The organism is Rivularia sp. PCC 7116, from assembly GCF_000316665.1.
GTDB lineage: Bacteria > Cyanobacteriota > Cyanobacteriia > Cyanobacteriales > Nostocaceae > Rivularia.
Genome location: NC_019678.1, coordinates 5655342 through 5677298, shown reverse-complemented (window position 1 = coordinate 5677298; position 21957 = coordinate 5655342). Strand labels below are relative to the sequence as shown.

Sequence of the window (21957 nt, the reverse complement as noted above, 5' to 3'; positions counted from 1 at the left end):
TACAAGAATAAATTCTCAATTATTGTAGTGCGAGTCGCACAGCCAGCGTCTGATATACAAATTAAGGCGTTGCTGATTACAAGTATGATTTTGCCCCCAACCCCCAATTCTGGGGGAGAAAGATAATTTAAAGTCCCCCAATTTTGGGGGATTTTGGGGGCTTTACTAAAACCAGAAACATAAATTCATACTTCAATTCAGCAACGCCCAAATTAAACATTTAATGTAGCTAATATCTACACTTTGGTTAAGCAATCGTTTAAATACAAGCGGTACAAATTACATCTTGGTTCTACTTCGTTGCCGCACCAGCGTACTAATCCCATGCTGTAGAGTTTGTATGCTTCTTCGGAATCAATTCGTACCGGTTGCTGTTCTTCCACTACATTTTTCATTGCTGCAATTAATTTTGAATCCTGCTGTAAATGAGTATAAATTTTTCGCAGGTGATTTCTATAAAGTCCGGCTTCTGTAGCTGCTGTTTGTAAAAGTTCTTCTAGTTGAATTGATTGATTTTTAATATTAGTAAAAGCTTGATGCAATAGATAGGGATGACCGCCTACTATCGTCATTAGTTTATCAATCAGAATATAATCTTGATCGAGTCCGTAACACATAGCTAATTCATGAACTTGCTCTAAAGTAAATTCAGGTAGCTCAATAGGTAATCCGACATTAAAAGGCGATTGATTGATATTTAGGGGAATATAAACTTCGGTTGAATGGGCTACGATTAATCGTAATTTTTTCCAGTTATCAAGAAACTTTGCATCTTCATACCAAGAACGTAATAAACCAAAAAAATCTGCTGCAACTTCTTGATACTTAAAAACTTTGTCTACATTATCCAAACCTAAAATAATGGTTGTATCTATATTGGCTAAAATATAATCTTCAAAATAAGCCGTGCAATTATCATTGCTGCTAGAATCTTCATCCCAAAAATCAGCTACATGATTTTCTAGTTTTAACCGTCTGCTGATACTACAACAAAACCAGCGTAGAAATTTATCCAAATCCTTAATAGTACAATCATCTGCTTGCAGCAAATTTAAAGGCACTGTTTGATAATTATGACTCTTTGCACAGTCGAATATCTTATTTATCAAAGACGTTTTTCCCATTTTCCAAGGAGCTTTAATACAGATAAGCGCTCCCGGCTGTAAAATTTCTTGATAGCATAGAGATTCTACAGGAGGACGATTGATATAAGCATCAGTAACAATCAGTGATTCTTGCTTAATAAAATTATTTATATTATTTTGTAGCGGTAAATTATCCCTAGAATTAGACTCGGCAAGATAATATCTTTTTAATGCTTGCTTGAAATTATTTTTTTTAACTCTTTCTCCGAGTACTTCTGAAAGTAGTTTCCAGAGTTTAGGAGCCACATCTTGACTTATATAGCTTAAAGTATAGTTATTCTTCTCGGCAATTTCCCCATAATCTTGTTTCTCCCAAGCACCTTGAATTATTGCTGTTTCAACATCTGTCAAATTTCGTTTGGCGCTAGCATAAATCAAATTGTTCGCAATTTTCAGGGCTTGATCCAAGTTAAAATTCATTACTAGTAAATTTGATAACAAACAGAAGAAATAAAGTCATAAAAAACACGGGTTTTTATAATCCCTACTCAATATACATCAAATAATCTAATGTTTTCGGACACTCATACCTCAATTTAACTGAAGCTGTCATAAAAATCAGTCAATTTACCCACATCGAATTAGTCCACAATTTAACCCAAGTTGTAAGTTCCTCCACCCCACTCTTCGAGAACCCCTGAGCTTCACCCTTGTGGGTGAACGGGGAACATCTTCGTTAGCGGAGCGAACTCTTCGCAAGGGTTTGGAAGATTTTATCCGAGTTCAAAACTCTCTTCTAGGTAGGATTTGAAGACTTCTGTATACACCGTAGCCAAAGATTGAGGGAGAAGTATTTACAATTTTTTCTCCGACGAGCCTTTTGGCTTAACCATTTCTGCTAACAAAGTAAATACAACCATACCGCAAAAATCCGCAGCCAAATCGACTAAATCAAAGCTACGATGGGGTGAAAACATTTGTAAGCATTCTTCAATTAAAACAAAAAAGCTGATAATAATAGGTACTAAAGGCAGAGAAAAATTTAAAATATCTATTTTACGTTTATTAAATGCTAAATGTCCTAAAAACGCCGAAAATCCTATTAAGAGAAAATGTAAAATAGTATCATAATAAGGAAACCGCTCTATTTCATTTGGAATAATTTTTAAATAAGCAGACATAGATATTGATAAAATAATTCCGATGTAAAACCAAAAGGCGATCGCCCAAGTACGATTAGTTTTCATTACAAATAAAAAGTTATATTAAAAAGCGTTTGTTAATACCTCCAAGTATAACAAACGCAATTCCGCAAACAAGCTTATTATCAATTTTAGATTTTTAATTACTTATCCTTGCAGATTTATTTGTTCTTGCAGCCAAGAATCTACTAACTGCCCGTCTTTACGCTTTAGCTCAATTTCTATAAGCATCTCCTCTTCAGAACCAGGAGCTACGGATTTTTTGGGATAAATTTTGTGGAAAAGAATATCGTAATCGGCAGGATTTTGATTATGTTCTTTCAACCAATCGTGCACTTTCGTTGTTGCAAAGAATGATTGTCCTTGCTCGAACATCCGGGTAATTTGCATTTGCAGATTGTAAGGATTTAGTTTACCCATTGTAAAGCTACCTTTGTAAAGAAAATTGTCGTTTGGGTATTTTCCCAGGGGTTTTTTTCTATAGTAATAAATATACGGCAGGGAGTGCCGAAATTCACGCTTGAGGAGCTAGTTGCAAGACTAGGATAACACTGATTCCGGATACAGGCAGTGTGCCCAAGAAGCTAAACCCTTGTGGTTTATGCACTTCAAAATTTTAAAGGATGGGCAGGCTTTTGTCTGCCCCCTAATATTTTTTAACTATCTTTTTATAGCACTCGTAAAATATTGATTTTATGATGTTGTTTAATCAAATCGAAATGGTGTTTTCATCTCTTTGGAGATGTAGCACCAATACATCTCTACATTTTTTGTAGGATGTGCTGCTTGCTGGGCGCACTTCGATATTATACTTGTTTTTAGTAATTAAATTTTTAAAATCAAATTCATAAATCATCTGACAAATAAAGGTTTAACAAATAGTGCTTTTATAATAATCACAAAATAGTCTTTAGCATCGAATACACACCTTTAGCCTTTAAACTTTGACCTTTGACCTTTGACCTAAAATTATGTGCTTGTAAATAATTTTGACAAAGAGAGAATATTTTGCATCAAAGTTGTCAAAGATAACTCACAATAAAATAGAGCCAAATACATTGTTATTTAAGCAATTCAAAATTTCACTGCGCTCTTTTTTATTTTTATGGTTTTAAGGCTGTTCAAAAAAACACGAATAACTACCATTTCGGCGGTTAATAGAATCAGTAAATTAACTATTGCGAGGGTAAATAAATTATCTCGTAGAAGCAAGAAACTTACTGCTATCACTTCCTTAGTAATGGTAATAATACTAGCTGGAAACTCTGTTTCAGCACAGTTAGCTCCATTCGGTCCCCTGAGTTCGGTAACTGTTCCCAGACCGGATAATATTAACAATTTCATCAAAGACAAAACATCTGCGATCGCTTTGGGTAAAACCCTCTTTTGGGATATGCAGGTGGGTAGCGATGGTATCCAATCCTGTGCTAGCTGTCACTTTAATGCAGGTGCTGACAGCAGATCGAAGAACCAAATTCAGCCCGGTCAAAATAATAGTTTCGATGTCGCAAGCGCACCCAACTATCAATTACAACCTGCGGATTATCCATTTCATCAACTAGAAAACGTTGATGACCGTTCCTCTACGGTTTTGAGAAGTGTAGATGATGTTACAAGTTCTCAAGGCGTATTTAGGTCAAAGTTCGTTGATGTCGAACCCGGTAGCGCTGAGGACGTAACTACACCTCTGAACGATACAACCTTTAATGTTAATGGTGTAAATGTCCGCAGGGTAACAAAACGCAATGCTCCCAGTGTCATAAATGCGGTATTTAATTTCCGTAATTTGTACGATGGAAAAGCGCAAAATGTTTTTAATGGGGTAAATCCTTCAGGTTTGAGAGACAAAAGAGCTTTTGTTTTAAAAGCTCCGACTAAAAGACAACTTAAGGATGTCAGAGTCAGAATTAAGAATGCTTCTCTAGCTTCCCAAGCTTTGGGACCACCGCTAAATTCTTTTGAGATTGGTGCAGAAAATGATGAAGTTATCGCACCATTTTTGGTTAATCTTGATGAATCCGAAGAGAATGTTGAAGTACTCACTGAAAGCGGACAGCTGATTGAAAAGGGTTCTGCTGTTGAAGGAGTATCTGCTGAAGAAAGTCTGGAATTAACCAAACAAAATAAACAAGATAGTCTCAAGATTCAACCGATAGAGCAGCCAAAGCGAAGAAGACGTTTTAAACGATTTGGTAGAAAGCTTGGTAAAAAATTACTGGCTGTTACTCCTTTAAATAAACAGGTTGTAGCAAGCGATGATAGCGTTTTGGGTGCTTTGAGTAAGTCTCCTACGGGGTTGAATAAGTCTTACGAACGCATGGTAAAAGATGCTTTCCGACGCAAGTGGTGGGACTCTAACTTAGCTATCAGAATTAATCCTAAAAACGGTAGACGCAGGTTTTTCCGCAAACCTAAAAATCGACCTTTGAAAACTAACGAATATACTTTGATGGAGTATAATTTCGGATTGTTTTTCGGGTTAGCAATCCAGGAATACGAATCTACCTTGATTTCCGACCAGACACCATTTGATGAATTCTTGGGTGGTAATACAAGTGCTATGACAGCAGACCAAATCCAAGGATTCCAATTATTCCAGCGTAATGGATGTATTGGTTGTCATGCTGGTTCGGAACTAACTGCTGCTTCGGTTAACAACGTTAACATTAAAGGACGTATCGAACGCGATATATTTCCTCCCCAACCAGCACTAGACACCGGCTTTTTTGCCATTGGTGTGAGACCATCGGGAGAAGATGTTGGTCTTGCTGGTAAAGATGAGTTTGATAATTCATTTTCCGAAGCAACTCTTGCTTTAGAGGGTAAATTTAAAAAATTATTAGGTGAAGAACCACCTTTTATTCCCGATTCGACCAGTGATATAGTTGCAACTAGTGCATTTAAAACACCGGGATTGCGTAACGTAGAATTAACTGCTCCCTATTTCCACAATGGCGGACAATCAACATTAGAGCAAGTAGTTGATTTTTATAAGCGAGGTGGAAATTTTGGTGGATTGCGGGAATTGAATTTAACTCAAGATGATAAAGACAAAGTAGTTGCATTTCTCAAAAGTCTTACAGACGAAAGAGTTCGCAATCAACAAGCACCTTTCGACCATCCACAGTTATTTATTCCTAACGGACATCCCAACGATGAAAACTCTGTAGTTGTGGATTCGGGTGCATCATCTAATGGTGTTCAACAAGCTCAAGATAATTTATTAGAAATCCCTGCCGTCGGAAGAAATGGTGGTACTCCTTTAGCGAAGTTTTTGGAATAATTAAGTAAAAGGGAGTAGGGAGTAGAATAAATTATTTAGATAAACCTCACCCCTTCCCCTCTCCTTGTCATCGAGAGGGGTTTCCAATAGCAGAATAATATCTTTCAAGACGATGCATTAGCTGCTGTATGGATATCCAAACGTTTAATTCTACTAGTTCTGTTGGAGATAAAAGTGGAGATATTTCGCTTAAAATAGTTTCGTTTACATCAGCAGGACTGTTAGAAATTGCTCTAGTAAATATAAAAGCTGCTGCCGATTTTTGAGATATTTTTAAAGCTGTAGTTATATTATTAAGCTGTTTTTTTGATTCACTTTTATCAGTCGGTACAGATAAATTAGCAATATTTTTAATAGTTTCAATAGTTGTTTGTGAAAGGTCTCGATTAAACAGTTTTGCTAAAGTAATAGACTCTTTAATCAAATAATCATTTTCAACCGTTGCTGCAAATATTAAACCACATAATGCTTTTGCACTAACACCGATTTCACTAGTATTTTGGTCAAGGTTATCGCGTAAAACAGTCGTTAATGCGCGGACTACCCTTGATGATTTAATATTTTTTAATAGTGGAAAATCGTAGCCTACTATATTTTTGAGATATGCTTGGGCATTAACAGAATTACCAGAAATACCATTTGTCCACTGTCGTTCAATCCAAATAGCTCCAGGTGCTTGCAGAAAAACACGCAGGTATGTTTTTAGACTATCGGTCGTAACTATGTTATGTGAAACATTCAACAATTTCTCTTCATCGCGATGTTTTCCTGGTGTCCAGCCTGTAGACGATAGAATATGTGACACATCGTTTATTGACTCAGCTTCCAATTCTACACCTACAGCATCCATAAACTTATTGAGAAACCCCATCATCCCAATTGACAGAGCTAATTGTTCTAATTCTGTGTCGTTAAAATGCGTTCTTAATTCTGAAATTAGATTGCTTGGTAAATTTGCTGGGATAGCTGACAAAGCTTGTCCCAAATCAATAACCGCTTTTTCTTTTGGACTGGTATTACCTTGAAAAACTTCAGGTGACAAACCACGACGCAAAGCGAAAGAGCAACAATGAGCAGTACAATAAGCACACTGGGCTGTCTGAGAAGCGCTATACATCGCTAAGCCCAAAAGTGCTTTATTTGATTTTGTGTCTATTAAAGATATCGGTAAATTTAAAAGATTAGGAACCAGCAAATTATAAGTACGAAAACCAACTTGCCATATTTCTAAGATTGGATCGCAGTTGGGAATCACACCAATTAAAAGTTTAACAAGATTCAACAGCGGCGAATACTCTTGATGCAATCTTGAAAAATCTACCGACGAGGGTAAAAGCTGATTTGCTAAGGTTTTCATTCCCTAACCAGATTAATTTCATAATTATGCTACAAGATGACTCCGAATAGGTACAACTAATATCCTTCTATAGACATATGTGGGGGAGATAAGGTGACAAGGTGAGAGGGGGAAGAGTGGGAAGAGTGGGGAGATATTTTTTTGGTAGGCAGTAAGATGCTCCCACTACGTTATTCGCACCTCCTACTCCCTTCCCGATAGAAGATTACCTAAGTGATTGAGGGAGGGAGTGAGGGAGGGAGAGAGTGAGGGAGAAATTTTTATAGGAAATCTTAGAGCGGGATATGAGTAACTACCTGCTATTTTTCTTTCCCAAAATGCATAAATTAAAAAACTCGTCCGGTATGAAGTATCGGAAGCGGGAAATACCGCGAACGAGATTCAGACCGAACAAGGTAAAAAAAATGCTTACTTCAACTTTACTAGATATGTGTGAAATGACCAACTTGCAACCTGGAAAAAAAGTTACCATTCTAGGCGCAGGAATTGCAGGGTTGGTTGCAGCTTATGAATTAGAACGCTTGGGACATGAAGTTGAGATTATCGAAGGTAGTTCCCGAATTGGTGGAAGAGTTTGGACGCATCGCTTTGGTAAGGATAATGACGCACCTTACGCAGAGTTGGGAGCAATGAGAATTCCTAGCAGCCACCATCATACTTTGCACTATGTTGAAGAAATGGGTTTGAGCGACAAACTTTGTAAATTTATGACTGTATTTGAAGAACAAAATGCTTTCATTAATTTAGAAGGTAAAATCTTCAAGATGAAGGATGCTCCTCGGATTTTTCAACAGCGCTATCAAGGAATTTTTACAGATACTCGTTACAGCGAAACAACTCGTTTATTTGCAGCTTGGTTAAAGACTATTGTTGATACTATTTCTCCCGGTGATTTGCGCGAAGGTTTACAAAATGACCTCGAATCTCACTTGATGGATGAATTAGAAAGATTGGATTTAGAACCTTATTTTAGCGAAGATAAAGAATCTATCGATTTACAACTTTTCATCAAACAAAATCCCGGTTTCCGCGCTCGTTGCAGTAAAGCTTTGGATATGTTCTTTGAAGATATTGTAGTGGAAACTGGTAAGGATTTGTTACAGCTTCAAGGTGGAATGCAGCAAATAATTGACCGTTTAGTAGAATATATTAAATCTCCTATCAAGTGCAATCAGAAAGTAGTTGCTGTTAGAGTTAATCCCGAATTTACAGAAATTGATATTATCGAAAATGGCGAAAGATACACCCGTAAATGTGATTATGTATTGTGTACAATTCCTTTTTCTGTAATGCGAAAAATGGAATTAGCAGGATTTGACGAAAGAAAGTTAGACTCTATTCACGATACTTATTATTGCCCTGCCACTAAGGTTGCTTTCCATACTCAAGAAGCGTTTTGGCAAAAGCAAGGTATTAAAGGTGGTGCTTCTTTTAGCGGTGAAGGTGTTCGTCAAACCTACTATCCTTCTGTTAAGTTTACTCCCGATAGCGGTAGCGTCATGTTAGCTAGCTACACGATTGGTGATGATGCCGATCGCATGGGAATGATGTCGGAATCACAGCGCCACGACTATGTTAAAGACGTTGTTGGTAAAGTTCATCCCGAATTACAATCTGAAAATATGGTTGTAGAAGCAGCTTCCATTGCCTGGGGTAATTACGAATGGAGCGCTGGTGGTTGCGCGGTACATTGGGAAGATGAAGCTGCTAATACTTCTAATTATTTAGAAGCAGCTAGAAGACAACATCAATTGTTATTTGCTGGCGAACATTGTTCTAGATATCCCGCTTGGTTGCAAGGTTCGATTGAGTCTGCTTTGGAAGCTGTTTACGATATTGTTTCTGATAAGAGAAGGGATTACTTTGGTACAACTTCTGTTAATCAAAGACAAGATGCTTCGGTTTTACAGGCTGCTTAGAATGATGCAGATACAGAGGGAGACGTTGCAGTGCAACGTCTCTATATTTTTTATTAAAATAAATTTGGCGGTTAGAAACCGCTGCGACACTGGCAAAGTTCACCTTCGTGGACTGGATTATAGATGATTAATTTGTAATCTAAAACACATTAAATTACGATTTTTACAGAATATGGTGGATTCACGTCACTATTGGGTCATTATTATAAAATAACTGTAGCGTATATCTCAGTACTGCCTGATGACCGAGGAAGAACTGCTACAGGTAATTGAACAAGCAGCAGCAGAGGGATGGACGGAATTAGACCTTTCTGGTAACGAGTTGACGGCTTTACCACCTGAGATTGGACAACTCACCAATTTGCAATATCTCCACCTCTCGTACAATCAACTGAGTAGTTTACCAGAAGAATTTGGACAACTCACCAATTTGCAATTCCTCTACCTCTTGGAAAATCAACTGAGTACTTTACCAGCAGAAATTGGACAACTTCGCAAGTTACAATGCCTCTACCTCCGTAGAAATCAGCTAAGTATTTTACCAGAAGAAATTGGACAACTCACCAATTTGCAATCCCTCTACCTCAATGAAAATCAACTGAGTACTTTACCAGCAGAATTTGGACAACTTCGCAAGTTACAATGCTTCTATCTCCGTAGAAATCAACTGAGTAGTTTACCAGAAGAAATTGGACAACTCACCAATTTGCAATCCCTCTACCTCAATGAAAATCAACTGAGTACTTTACCACCTGAGATTGGACAACTCTCCAATTTGCAATATCTCCACCTCTCGTACAATCAACTAAGTAGTTTACCACCTGAGATTGGACAACTCTCCAATTTGCAATATCTCCACCTCTCGTACAATCAACTGAGTAGTTTACCAGAAGAAATTGGACAACTCACCAATTTGCAATCCCTCTACCTCAGATACAATCAACTGAGTAGTTTACCACCTGAGATTGGACGCTTACATTCACATCTAACAGAGCTTACGCTTGATGGTAATCCCCTAGAATCCCTTCCGGCAGAAATCCGAGGTAAAATCTCTCAAGTAATCTTAAACTTTTACAAGCAAAAGTTAGAACAAACAATCAACCGTCTTTACGAAGCAAAACTTTTAATTATTGGGGAAGGAGGAGCGGGTAAAACTTCTTTAGCGAAAAAAATTGAGGATGAAAACTACAAACTAAAATTTAATGAAGAATCAACGGAGGGTATAGATGTAATCCAGTGGAAATTCCCGTTAGACAATGGTAAAGAATTTCGCGTTAATATTTGGGATTTTGGCGGACAAGAAATCTACCATCAAACTCACCAGTTTTTCCTCACCAAACGTTCTCTTTATGCTTTAGTTGCGGATTCTCGGAGGGAAAACACTAACTTTTACTGGTGGATGAAAGTTGCCGAACTTTTAAGCGATAAAAGCCCGATTTTGGTTATAAAAAATGAAAAACAAGAGCGTCAGTGTGAAGTAAACGAAAGTCAGTTACGGGGAGAATTCAATCATTTAAAAGAAGTTTTGGCAACTAATGTAGCAACTAATCGTGGTTTAGAAGACATTAAAAAAAATATACAATTCCATATATCTAATCTTCCCCACATTGGTACAGAGCTGCCAAAAACATGGGTGGAAATCCGTTCAGCTATAGAAAAATATTCCCGCAATTACATTAGCCGAGAAGAATATTATCAACTTTGTCAAAAACATAATTTAACTGACCGTGAGGATATGCTATATCTGAGTCGTTTTCTACACGACCTCGGCGTTTTTCTACACTTCCAAGATGATTCTACACTCAAACATTATGTAATTCTCAAACCGGAATGGGCGACAACTTCGGTTTATAAAATATTGGATAATAAAACTGTCAGGGAAAATCTGGGGTGTTTTAACCAAGAAAAACTAGCTGAAATTTGGAAAGATAGCCAATACAGCGATATGCGAGATGAACTGCTGCAATTAATGATGCGGTTTAAACTCTGTTATCAAATTCCCAATCGTTACGGTAACTATATTGCACCACAATTACTTAATATCAACGAACCCGAATACAATTGGGATAAATCAAACAATCTCATTTTGCGCTACAAATACGAATTTATGCCCAAGGGTATTCTTACCAGTTTTATTGTTGAAACGCACCCTTTTATAGAAGAACAAAAATTAGTTTGGAGAAGCGGGGTTATTCTTAATAACCATGAAACTCGCGCTGAAGTGATTGAGAATTACAATCAACGGGAAATTAAAGTTAGGGTATCGGGAAATCGTAAAAAAGAATTACTCGCAGTTATTACTCATGAATTAGGAAAAATTCATCGTTCTTTTGAGCGGTTGCAATATGAAACTTTGGTTCCCTGTAACTGCCAAAAATGTACAGGAAGTGAGAATCCTTATAGCTATGATTTAGAAAAATTGCGGAAGCGTTTAGAAAATGGTAGGTACCAGATTGAGTGTGACAATAGCTATGAAATGGTTGATGTCCGCAGATTGATTGACGATGTGAATTTGTGGCAAATCGAAAATAATAAAAATAATTTATTACAACAGCAATTAGAAGAGGACAGAAATTTAAATTTCAATCGTGGTCAAAAACTAAAAGAATTAAGAGATGCTATTATCAATGCTTATCCAAATAAAAGTAATTTAAAGATGATGGTTCGTTATGAATTAGATGAAAATCTTGATTCAATAACTACCGGAGAAAATATGGGGGTAGTTGTTTTTGAATTAATTGCATGGGCTGAATCGCTAGGTAAATTACAGCAATTAGTTAAAGCTGCTTGTGAATCTAATCCTGGTAATTCAAAATTACAAAGAATAAAGGAAGAGATGAGCTTGTAAATTAACTCACTCTAAAATAATTCATTCTTATTAAAAAATTGGTGATTTTTTAATTTTTTTAGTGTTTATGGTGATTTTATTCACAGATTTGGGAAATATAGAAACAAACGTTCCCAATTTATCGTAAATATTGTCATAAATAATATAATGTCAGAAAAACCTATATTAAATAATTCAACTCGTAGCCTGACAATTTTTTATACTTTTTCTTTAGGTTTCGTTGCATGTTTGTCTATCTCGGGACAAATAATAGTACAAGGAATGCTATCGCAGCAGCAGAAAAATTTAGAAGTTGTCAGTTTAATAGAAGAAAGACAAACACTCTGCCAGGAAGTTATAAAATTTGTCGCGCTGTTAAAACTAGAACCTGAAACTAGAAACAATCCCCAACAGTTGCAAAAACTTCAGCAGCTAGTAATAGATTGGAAAGATTCTGGGGAAGAACTTGCGATCGCAACTCAAAAGACACCCGGTTTGTCTCCAACCCAAACAGTTGCGCTACAAGATAAATTAGCTAAGATTAAGCCTGCGGGGGTTAAGTTTCGTGAAGCCGCAGCTAAAATCGTTAGCGAAGGTAGACGCTCCAGAGGAGCAAGATTATCTGGAACATCTTCAGTTACTCAATTGTTAGCAGAAGAACAAATTTTAATGCAAGGTTTGGAAGATGTTTCTAATTGGTATACCCAGGAAACTATTGCTGGAGTAAATCGACTTAAGCAAGTTGAATATGGTTTGTTGGGAATTATATTATTAGTATTGTTATTGGAAGGAATATTAGTATTTCGTCCAGCAGTTAACAAAATTCAGGATACCCTAGGAAAATTGGCACTAGAGCAAGCACAGTCAGAAAACTTGCTGTTAAATATTCTGCCACATCCCATTGCTCAAAGACTCAAGCAATCTCAACCCAGCAAAAAAACAAAAACCGACAATATCATGATTGCTGATGGATATAACGATGCTACGGTAATGTTTGCTGATATTGTTGGGTTTACAAATTTATCAAGCCGCATTCCGCCGCAAGAATTAGTTGATTTACTCAATCAAATATTTTCTCGTTTCGATTTAATTGCAGAATCCTATAAATTAGAAAAAATTAAAACTATCGGTGATGCTTACATGGTAGTCGGTGGTTTACCCAATCCCCGAACAGATCATGCAGCAGCCATAGCAAGCATGGCAATCGATATGTTAGATGCGATCGCACAATTTAATTTGGATACTGGAGAAGAATTTCAAATTCGTATTGGTATTAATAGCGGAGCGGTGGTTGCGGGAGTAATTGGTATTAAAAAATTTACTTATGACCTTTGGGGAGACACTGTAAATATTGCTAGTAGGATGGAATCTCATGGAATTCCCGGTCGAATTCATGTTACCGAAGCTACCTACAAACTTCTGAAAGATAACTTTTTGTTTGAAGAAAGAGGAGTTACTTCCATTAAAGGTAAAGGTGAAATGCAAACCTATTGGCTCAAAGGTAAAAATAATTCAGCAGCTCCAGTATCTGATTAGTCGCAAACCAAGAAAAATAAGATAAAAGTAATTTTCTATTCTCTATTCTTCCCTGCATTTATACATAAATTGCATATGTTATTTGCTAGGGTAGATTGTTCTAGATATCTAGTTTGGTTATAAGGTTCTATTGAATCTGCTTTGAAAGACGTATATATTTTTGTGACAAAAAATACTAGACACTTAACTATTTATACTGTAAATTTAGTTAATGCTAATGATGGTAAATATTCTGAAAAAGAATATAAGATGCTCGGCTAAATAATTTTTCCCTTCTGTTCCAAATTACCCATCACTTTCTACCTGCTATCCCTTTATTCTTAAAGGATTTGCGGTTTTTTGCTTGGTCATTTTCTACTGAAAGAGAGTAAGTATTTTCAAGAGATGTCTCCTCAGAAAAGTTATAAAAAAGACAATCATCTAATGATTTCTTTTTTTCCCGGATACTTAGAATCACTTACGTAATATTACAAGTAGCGGTTAAGATGTTGTTAAGAGTATATTATGAAACATACCCCCAATCAGCTAGACATAGACAACAATCTTCTCAATCAAGTCAGCTTCAGATTAAGTGATGACGTTCTTTACTCTGAGGTCGAAAACGAAGCAATTTTATTACATGTTTCAGGCGGTACTTATTACAATCTCAGTGAAACTAGTTTACCGTTTTGGGAAGCTTTGCAAAATCAACAGCCTCTACAGCCAGTAGTTGAGAAAATTGCTAATGAATATGAAGTTCAACGAGAGCAAGTGTTGAACGATTTACAAGCTTTTCTGCAAGATTTATCAAAGCTTGGTCTGATTTCTAAAACATCAAATTAGGTAGATTTTGTCTGAGTATGACTATTTGCTGCAAATAACAAGATATTCTTTGCAGCATTCTTCGATGAGCTTATCCAATAAAATCAGTGAACAGTGAACAAGGGGTATGGTGGGGGGATTTAGCACCAACGCTTACCACCAATTAGTGGGGAACTTAAGGGCAAGAATAAATGCATCACTCTTTACTGATAATCGATAACCGATAAAAATATGAGTGGAATTTTATGCGCTTGGAATAGTCGGAAAGCAACGCCTTGGCAAAGGATGCTGGATGATTTAACAGTCTTGGGAAGGGATGGTAAAGGAGATTGGCATAATCGAGAAGTGGGTTTGAGTCTCGGACGTACTCAATTTTTTAATACTCCCGAATCCACTCAAGAAGCACCTGTAGTTGAGCATGAAGGTTGTGTTTTGGTTTGGGATGGGCGCATAGATGATAGAGAATCTCTGTTAGCTAGTCGTTCTCATGTCACCGATGCTCAATTAATTATTGAGGCTTATCGTCGTTGGGGAGTTGATTGTTTAAAGCATTTAACAGGGGAGTTTGTTTTCATCCTCTGGGATGCTTCTAACGATCTATTGTTTGTCGGTTGCGATGTTTTGGGAGGACGAACTCTCTCATACTATTGGGATGGAGAGACTCTATTGCTTTCATCGCGAGCCTTGACACTATTGTTGCATCCCCAAGTAAGTAAGGAATTAGATGAGATTTATTTAGCTCATACCATTTGTAACTTATGGTCGCATCCTCCTGGGATTACAGCTTTTGCAGATATTAAGCGTCTAAGACCTGGTTTTGTTCTGATTCTCAAGTCGGGACAGTTACAAGAACGTCAAGTTACTCAGTTGCCGACTCCAGAACGTTACGAATTACCCAAATCACCGGAAATTTTATACGAGAAGTTCTGGTATTTACTAAATCAAGCGACAAAAGACCGTTTACGCAGTCATCGTCCGATTTGTACCACTATTAGTGGCGGCTTAGACTCTACTACGGTGACAGTATCTTTATTGAATCATTTACCGAGAGTAGATGCTTTTTCAAATGTGACAACTATTTTTCGGGAATTTGATGAGCGCAAACCGATTCAATCTTTCTTAGAACGCTACCCGCAAGTTAAATGGCATGATGTAAATTGCGATCGCGCTGTTGCTTTAACCGAACCCTGGGAAAAATTACCAATACCAGACGATCCGATAATTTCTTGTACAATGCCGATGAATATTCAACTCATTGCGAAAATGCAGGAATTGGGGTTTGGATTGTTTTTTGGTGGGGATTTAGGAGATGAATTATTTGATGGCAATTTGGATGAGTTAGCTTATTCAGGTTGTTGGAAACAAGTAGTACAACATCTCCAAGCTGAAAAGAAATGGTATTCACCACTGTGCAAAGAAATACTACTTCCCAGAATGCCAAAGTTTATCCATAGTTTGTGGTTTGAAATAGAAAAGAGAAAATCCCAACACATAGCTCCTTGGATTCTACCAAGTTATCTACAAAAACCGTCAACTCAGATTGCACTTCAACAATTCTGGGAAAATAGCATCTCGCAAAATCGCACCGAAACAATTAACTGGTGTTACCACTCTAGTGGTTCAGTAGGTGTTAATCAAACTTATAAACTTTTTCAGAAAGCACATCAGATAGAATCAACTTCTTCCTTTGAAGATAAACGCTTGGTGGAATTTGCAATTAACTTACATCCATCCCTACAAAATGACCCGATTTATAATAAGATATTCCTCCGCAAAGCAAATAATAATAAACTGCCAGATACTTTAGCATGGCGACATAAATTTAATCATTTTAGTCCTTTACTTTATCAAGGTATTGCCCAAAATGAACAAGTACTGGATTTATTAGAAAAATCATCAATTGATTCTCCTTTAGATAGCTTAATCGATATAAAAAACATCACAAATTCTCTTAAATCATTTCGCTCAAATTATTACAGCTACTCATATAATCGCAACAATTATAAGATGCTAAACATTAGCAGCATATACACAATTTTGCAGTTTTTTATTTGGATAAAAAGTATTCACGTAAATTAAATGACAACTAGTGTTTTCTTGTTTAAAAACACATCAATAATTATTATTATTTTAATTTAAAAAGCTATAATTAAATTGTGAATTTCACACATGAAAAGAGTTTAGAAGGAGCAATCAAATGAAGAAAGAATATTCCGCAATGAAGATTTCTGCTTTAGGTCAAGTTGCTAGTATTACTTTAGGAATGTCTGGTAACTATCCTGATGGAAATAGCGGTATGGGTATGACTTTCCCTGCTGGTGGTGATGACGGAACGTTCGATCCAGATATGGGTGGTAGGAGATAACCTCCTACTATTCTTATTAGAAACTTTCTTTAAAAATGATTGATGCATCATCATTTAATTTAAGTTTGTTTCTTGCTCAAGAATAAATAAGAGATTTCCAAGAGGCGGATATATTATATTTTAAAGTACTATATCCACCTCTTTTCTTACAAACAATACTCAATCAAATATATTATTTACCATGAATTATGTCTCCAGCTATACTTTCAACTGTATATAAAGAGTTAGCACCACTTCCTGGATCGGTAAAATTATCATTAGAATATACTCACGAATTACCTGTAGAAACAGAAGACGAACAATCTAATAATTCAAGCACTAAAAGATTTGCTAATCCTCCTTATTGGGTTTCCTGGAATGAAAAAATAGGAGCATGGGTAAACGCAGATGGTTCTGAAATAAAACTAATGATTTCAGAAGAAGCCCGAGACATGGATATTGGCGAACTTACTTTAGGTTTTACAAGCGTTCTGACTGGAATTTGCTTAAATTTACAAGGGCAAGTAGCAATTCATGCTAATGCAATATCCTTAGAAGAATTAGGAATAGCATTTGTAGGTTATTCCGGAAGAGGAAAATCTACACTCAGCGCTTATTGTGCTTCTCGCGGCGCAGGTTTTATTACAGATGATGTACTAGTTATTAACGATAATAATTTCGTAATTCCGGGAAATAGTAGAATAAAACTTTATCCTCATACAGGTGAAAGTTTGGGTTTGAATAATTCACAAGAAACAAATTACAAGATATTCTATCAACCAGAAAATATAGGTGCGGTAATACATGATGCTCCTGTAACAATGGGCATTATCTATTTATTAGAAGAAAGTCAGAATCAAGATATATATACTGAAACTATTTCTCAATCTCAAGCTGTTTTCAGTTTGGTAACTCACGGTTATGATGTGAGCTTATTTATTCCGAAAACTCCCAATCTTTTGAATGCATATACTAAATTAGTTGCGCGGGTACCAGTTAAAAAACTTTTTTACCCGCGTGAATTTTCAATGTTGCCCGATGTGTACAATTTTTTATTAGAGGAAATTCATAATTTGTGAGCTACTTACACGTACAGGGTCATCAAAGTATGACTTTTGATTATCGACGCAACCAAGCTTATTACGATGCCTTAGAAAAAGTCATTACTCCCGATAGCGTCGTTCTTGATTTAGGCTCTGGTGCCGGTATTCATGGCATTTTAGCGGCAAAATTAGGAGCCAAAAAGGTTTACTTAGTTGAACCACAAGATATCATAGCAGTTGCGAATCAAATTGCTCAACTAAATGGTTTTAGCGATAGAATTGAGTGCCTAAAAGGTAAAATAGAAGAAATTGATTTACCCGAAAAAGTTGATGTAATAATTTCCGTTTTTACAGGTAATTTTTTATTAGAAGAAGATTTATTACCTTCATTATTTTATGCACGGGATAAATATCTCAAACCTGGCGGTGTTTTAATTCCTGAAGGTGCAGTAATGGAAGCAGTTCCTGTTTATGCACCAGAAATATATAATGCAAATATTGCTGCTTGGTCGCAACCACATATGGAGATTGACCAAAGTCCTGGTAGAACTTACGCCAGTCAAGCAATTTACTACCGAACCAGTTTATCTAAGGCGAAATATTTAGCCGAGCCGCACGATTTGTTAGCAATGGATTTTTATCAAGCCACCAGTACCTATTGTCAAACACAAGTAAATTTCACAATCAAAGAATTAGGTGAAGAACCCGGATTGTGTCATGGCTTTGCTGGCTGGTTTAGAATGCAATTGGGTGATACTTGGCTATCCACAGCACCCCACGAACCGGCGCTACATTGGTCTCCTGCTTTTTTACCCCTCGATCCTCCCATTGAAGTTACAGCAGGTGAAGAAATAAGCTTTAAACTACAGCGTCCTCCTTTTGGTGATTGGGTTTGGCAAGTTAAAACATCAAAAACTCAACAACTACGCTCTACTTTCTTTTCCACACCCAGAACTATCAAAACTATCAAGAAGATAGCCCACGACTATCAACCGCAAATTAACGAAAAAGGTAAAGCAGCAATGTATGTTTTATCTCACAGCGATGGCACTTTTTCTATAAAAGAACTCGGTCATTATGTAAAAAAAGAATATCCGCAATTATTTTCGAGTTCAGAAAAAGCTATCGACTTTGTTCAGAATTTAGTTGGTAGTTTTTCTTAGTATGGAGAGCTAATTGTAATGTCCTCCCTACAAAAATTACAGCGCAAACTCAAACAAGCTTTACGTTTACTACCTGCATTACGTCTAGTTTGGCAAGCTGCACCAAAGTGGACTGCTGCTTATATTGTTCTGATTATTATTCAAGGTATCTTACCTTTATTACTACTGTATTTAACTAAATTAATTATTGATACAATAGTAAATAGCCTCAGCATTACAGATAAAGCCAGCAGTGGAAATCAACTAATAATTTTACTGATGCTAACAGGATTAGTTACCTTTGTTAGCACTATATGCAATTCTTTCGCAGAACTAATTCATACTGCTCAGTCTCAAAGAGTCACAGACTATATGAGCAGTATTATTCATGCAAAATCTATTGAAGTAGACTTAGATTATTACGAAAATGCTCAATACCATGATGCCTTAAAAAGGGCGCAAGAAGAAGCATCTTATAGACCAAATCGTATACTGAATAATCTCGTTACAGTTGGTCAATATAGTATTTCTCTCGTGGCAATGGTTGGACTAATGCTGTCACTGCATTGGGGAATTGCGGGTTTATTGTTTGTTGCTGCAATTCCATCAGTATTAGTACGAATCAAGTTTACCGATATCATGTATCGCTGGCGTCGCAGACGTACCACAATGGAACGAGAAGGCTATTACTTGAATTGGTTGTTGACAGGTGATGTGTTTGCCAAAGAAATTCGTTTGTTTGATTTAGGTAACCTTTTCAGTCAGCGGTTTGACAAGTTGCGCCAGAAACTATTTCAAGAAAGTCTAGCAATTTCAAAGAAACGTTCTTTAGCTACTTTCGCCGCTCAAATCTTAGCAAGTAGTTTGATGTTAGCAGCCTATGGTTTCATAATATATCAAGCTTTTTTAGGAGCAATTCGGATTGGGGATTTAGTTCTCTATCATGAAGGACTTAAACGGGGACAAAATGCACTTACAGGAGTTTTGGGTAGATTATCCTCCCTCTATGAAGACAATTTATTTTTAGCGAATCTTTACGAATTTCTCGATCTTAAGCCCAAAATAGCTCAACCTGCATATCCCAAACCAGTACCCCAACCGATGCAAAAGGGGATTGTATTTAATAATGTCAATTTCCAATATTCCACCACTACCCGTCAAGCACTCAAAGATATTAACCTGACAATTAAACCTGGAGAAGTAATTGCTTTAGTTGGTGAAAACGGTTCTGGAAAAACGACTTTAATTAAACTTTTATGTCGCTTATACGAGCCTACAAGTGGAAGAATTACCCTTGATGATATTGACCTGTGTGATTTTGATATTACACAATTACGCCGTCAATTTAGCGTTATTTTTCAAGATTACGTGAAATATCATTTTACAGCACAAGAAAATATTTGGTTGGGGAACATTGACACTCCCCAAAACACCGATAGAATTATTGCTGCTGCACGTCATTCTGGTGCTGATGATGTTATTAAAAGGCTTCCTCAAGGCTATGAAACAATGCTAGGTAAATGGTTCGAGCAAGGGGAAGAACTTAGTATTGGGCAATGGCAAAAAGTCGCATTAGCACGAGCTTTTTTACGCGACTCTCAAGTGATTGTTCTAGATGAACCCACCAGCGCTATGGACCCGAAAGCCGAATACGAAGTGTTTGAAAAATTCCGTCAATTAATCAAAAATCAAGCCGCCATTCTCATTAGTCATCGTTTATCGACAGTAAAAATGGCTGACAGAATTTATGTGATGGATAAAGGTAGAATTATTGAAAGTGGCACTCACGACGAACTTATGCAGCTAGGCGGAAGCTACGAATTTTTATTTGAAACACAGGCTAAGCAATATAAGTAGTAGAAGTAAGGGTTTCGATAGTTGTTTATTACCAATTATCAATTAAGTAAGTCGGCACAAATAAAACGAACCATGTAACAGAATGTAAATAGTCATCAAATCCCTGGGATTGCTACCCTTCGGGAACACATAAAGGTGAACGTTTCACTTTGTTCCACTCGCAATGCCATACCTTGATTTTCTAATGCCGACTTACTTACCAATTACCAATTACCCATTACCAAACCTCACAGATATGATAACTGTTTAACCGAACATGATATTAATTGCATAAGCCAAACAACCCTTCCCCTATAAATCAATATCAGATGAAAAAAGGATATTGAAGAAAAATGATTATTGTTACCCAATCCGGAACTCCCGAACAGGAAATTGAGCGTATTATTGGGGAATTGAGCGTTTATGATGGAACTGTTGAAAAGATAGTTGGTAAAGAAAAGGTTGTAATTGGTTTAGTCAGCGATACTTCTAATATTAATCTTGGGTATATTCAACAAATTAGTCCTTTTATTGAAGATGTTTTCCGAGTTGAACAGCCTTTTAAGCGAGCTTCTTTAGAATTCCGTAACGGCGAACATTCTGAAGTTGTTGTACAGACTCCCAACGGTGCTGTAACTTTCGGTCCAAATCATCCTTTGATTGTTGTTGCTGGTCCCTGTTCGGTAGAAAATGAAGAGATGATTGTAGAGACTGCCAAGGTAGTTAAAGCTAATGGGGCACAATTCATTAGAGGTGGTGCTTACAAGCCTCGTAGTTCGCCTTATTCTTTCCAAGGGCACGGTGAAAGCGCTTTGCATTTGTTGGCTAAGGCAAGAGAAGCTACCGGTTTGGGAATTATTACTGAAGTAATGGATACCGCCGATTTAGATAAAGTTGCAGAGATTGCGGATGTGGTACAAATTGGTGCTAGAAATATGCAAAACTTCTCGCTATTGAAGAAAGCGGGTGCTGCTGGTAAACCAATTTTGCTGAAACGTGGGATGTCTGCAACAATTGAAGAGTGGTTAATGGCTGCTGAATATATCTTATCTACTGGCAATCCCAACGTGATTTTATGCGAGCGCGGAATTCGCAGCTTTGATAAGAAATATACTCGCAATGTTTTGGATTTGTCGATTGTTCCAGTATTGCGGACTCTGACTCATTTACCAATTATGATTGACCCCAGTCATGCTACTGGTTACTCAAAGTTTGTACCTACAATGGCTAAAGCTGCGATCGCTGCTGGTACCGATTCTTTGATGATTGAAGTTCACCCTAATCCTGCAAAAGCTCTTTCGGATGGGCCACAATCTTTGACCCCCGGTAATTTCGTTGATTTGATGCGAGAGTTGAAGCCTCTATCGGAATACTTTGGACGTGGGAATAGTTCTAGTTTAATATCAAGTTTCGTTAGTGAAAGTGGTATTAAAGTTGGTGTTTGATGAATAAGGATTAAAATCCTTACTACGAACAGTTAATTTAAATAGTTTAATAAAACCTGGTTTTTCTATAAAATCGGGTTTTCAATTTTTTGTAGGGTGCTGTGACGGTTACGAAATAATTATAAAACACTGCGAAA

The 21957-nt window shown here is 36.8% G+C and carries 15 protein-coding genes; 11 read left to right on the top strand and 4 right to left on the bottom strand.

The annotated features are described in order from the left end of the window. Nucleotides 1–236: 236 nt before the first annotated feature. The 3 genes from RIV7116_RS21915 to RIV7116_RS21905 all read right to left on the bottom strand — a co-directional run bounded on the left by RIV7116_RS21915 (nt 237) and on the right by RIV7116_RS21905 (nt 2707). A complete protein-coding gene (locus RIV7116_RS21915) occupies nt 237–1565 on the bottom strand; it encodes an AAA-like domain-containing protein (RefSeq protein WP_015120506.1) in 1329 nt (442 codons plus the stop codon). 374 nt (nt 1566–1939) lie between these two features. After that, the gene (locus RIV7116_RS21910; RefSeq protein ID WP_015120505.1) at nt 1940–2332 is read right to left on the bottom strand and encodes a VanZ family protein; all 393 of its coding nucleotides are present in this window, start codon (nt 2330–2332) and stop codon (nt 1940–1942) included. 102 nt (nt 2333–2434) lie between these two features. Further along, nucleotides 2435–2707 (bottom strand): hypothetical protein, encoded by a 273-nt coding sequence (locus RIV7116_RS21905; RefSeq protein WP_015120504.1) that lies wholly within the window; start codon nt 2705–2707, stop codon nt 2435–2437. 820 nt (nt 2708–3527) lie between these two features. Here RIV7116_RS21905 and RIV7116_RS21900 point away from each other — a divergent pair. Then, nucleotides 3528–5570: a cytochrome c peroxidase gene (locus tag RIV7116_RS21900; RefSeq protein WP_232435715.1), complete on the top strand. Its 2043-nt coding sequence runs from the start codon at nt 3528–3530 to the stop codon at nt 5568–5570. A gap of 67 nt (nt 5571–5637) precedes the next feature. Here the strand turns inward: RIV7116_RS21900 and RIV7116_RS21895 are convergent, their stop codons facing one another. After that, nucleotides 5638–6927, bottom strand: a complete 1290-nt coding sequence (locus tag RIV7116_RS21895; RefSeq protein WP_015120502.1) for a carboxymuconolactone decarboxylase family protein — start codon at nt 6925–6927, stop codon at nt 5638–5640. A gap of 404 nt (nt 6928–7331) precedes the next feature. Between RIV7116_RS21895 and RIV7116_RS21890 the strand changes: the two genes are divergently transcribed. From RIV7116_RS21890 to aroF, 10 genes are all read left to right on the top strand, one after another. After that, nucleotides 7332–8846: an NAD(P)/FAD-dependent oxidoreductase gene (locus RIV7116_RS21890; protein WP_015120501.1), complete on the top strand. Its 1515-nt coding sequence runs from the start codon at nt 7332–7334 to the stop codon at nt 8844–8846. A 241-nt stretch (nt 8847–9087) separates the two neighbouring features. Continuing rightward, nucleotides 9088–11694 carry a COR domain-containing protein gene (locus tag RIV7116_RS21885; protein WP_015120500.1) on the top strand — a complete coding sequence of 869 codons (2607 nt, stop codon included), beginning with the start codon at nt 9088–9090 and terminating at the stop codon, nt 11692–11694. Between the two features lie 147 nt (nt 11695–11841). Continuing rightward, on the top strand, nt 11842–13209 hold the full coding sequence (locus tag RIV7116_RS21880; protein ID WP_015120499.1) for an adenylate/guanylate cyclase domain-containing protein: 1368 nt from the start codon (nt 11842–11844) through the stop codon (nt 13207–13209). A gap of 504 nt (nt 13210–13713) precedes the next feature. Continuing rightward, nucleotides 13714–14031 carry a PqqD family protein gene (locus RIV7116_RS21875; RefSeq protein ID WP_015120498.1) on the top strand — a complete coding sequence of 106 codons (318 nt, stop codon included), beginning with the start codon at nt 13714–13716 and terminating at the stop codon, nt 14029–14031. Between the two features lie 210 nt (nt 14032–14241). After that, the gene (locus tag RIV7116_RS21870) at nt 14242–16089 is read left to right on the top strand and encodes an asparagine synthase-related protein (RefSeq protein ID WP_015120497.1); all 1848 of its coding nucleotides are present in this window, start codon (nt 14242–14244) and stop codon (nt 16087–16089) included. A gap of 118 nt (nt 16090–16207) precedes the next feature. Next, a complete protein-coding gene (locus tag RIV7116_RS35960) occupies nt 16208–16375 on the top strand; it encodes a hypothetical protein (protein ID WP_015120496.1) in 168 nt (55 codons plus the stop codon). A 188-nt stretch (nt 16376–16563) separates the two neighbouring features. After that, entirely contained in the window at nt 16564–17433 is an 870-nt protein-coding gene (locus tag RIV7116_RS21865) for a hypothetical protein (protein ID WP_015120495.1), read from the top strand. Beyond that, on the top strand, nt 17430–18560 hold the full coding sequence (locus tag RIV7116_RS21860) for a 50S ribosomal protein L11 methyltransferase (protein WP_015120494.1): 1131 nt from the start codon (nt 17430–17432) through the stop codon (nt 18558–18560). The genes RIV7116_RS21865 and RIV7116_RS21860 overlap by 4 nt, the downstream gene beginning before the upstream one ends. A gap of 18 nt (nt 18561–18578) precedes the next feature. After that, complete coding sequence (locus RIV7116_RS21855; protein ID WP_015120493.1) at nt 18579–20396, top strand: ABC transporter ATP-binding protein; 1818 nt, start codon at nt 18579–18581, stop codon at nt 20394–20396. A gap of 332 nt (nt 20397–20728) precedes the next feature. Beyond that, nucleotides 20729–21820, top strand: a complete 1092-nt coding sequence (aroF, locus tag RIV7116_RS21850; protein WP_015120492.1) for a 3-deoxy-7-phosphoheptulonate synthase — start codon at nt 20729–20731, stop codon at nt 21818–21820. The last annotated feature ends 137 nt before the right edge of the window (nt 21821–21957 follow it).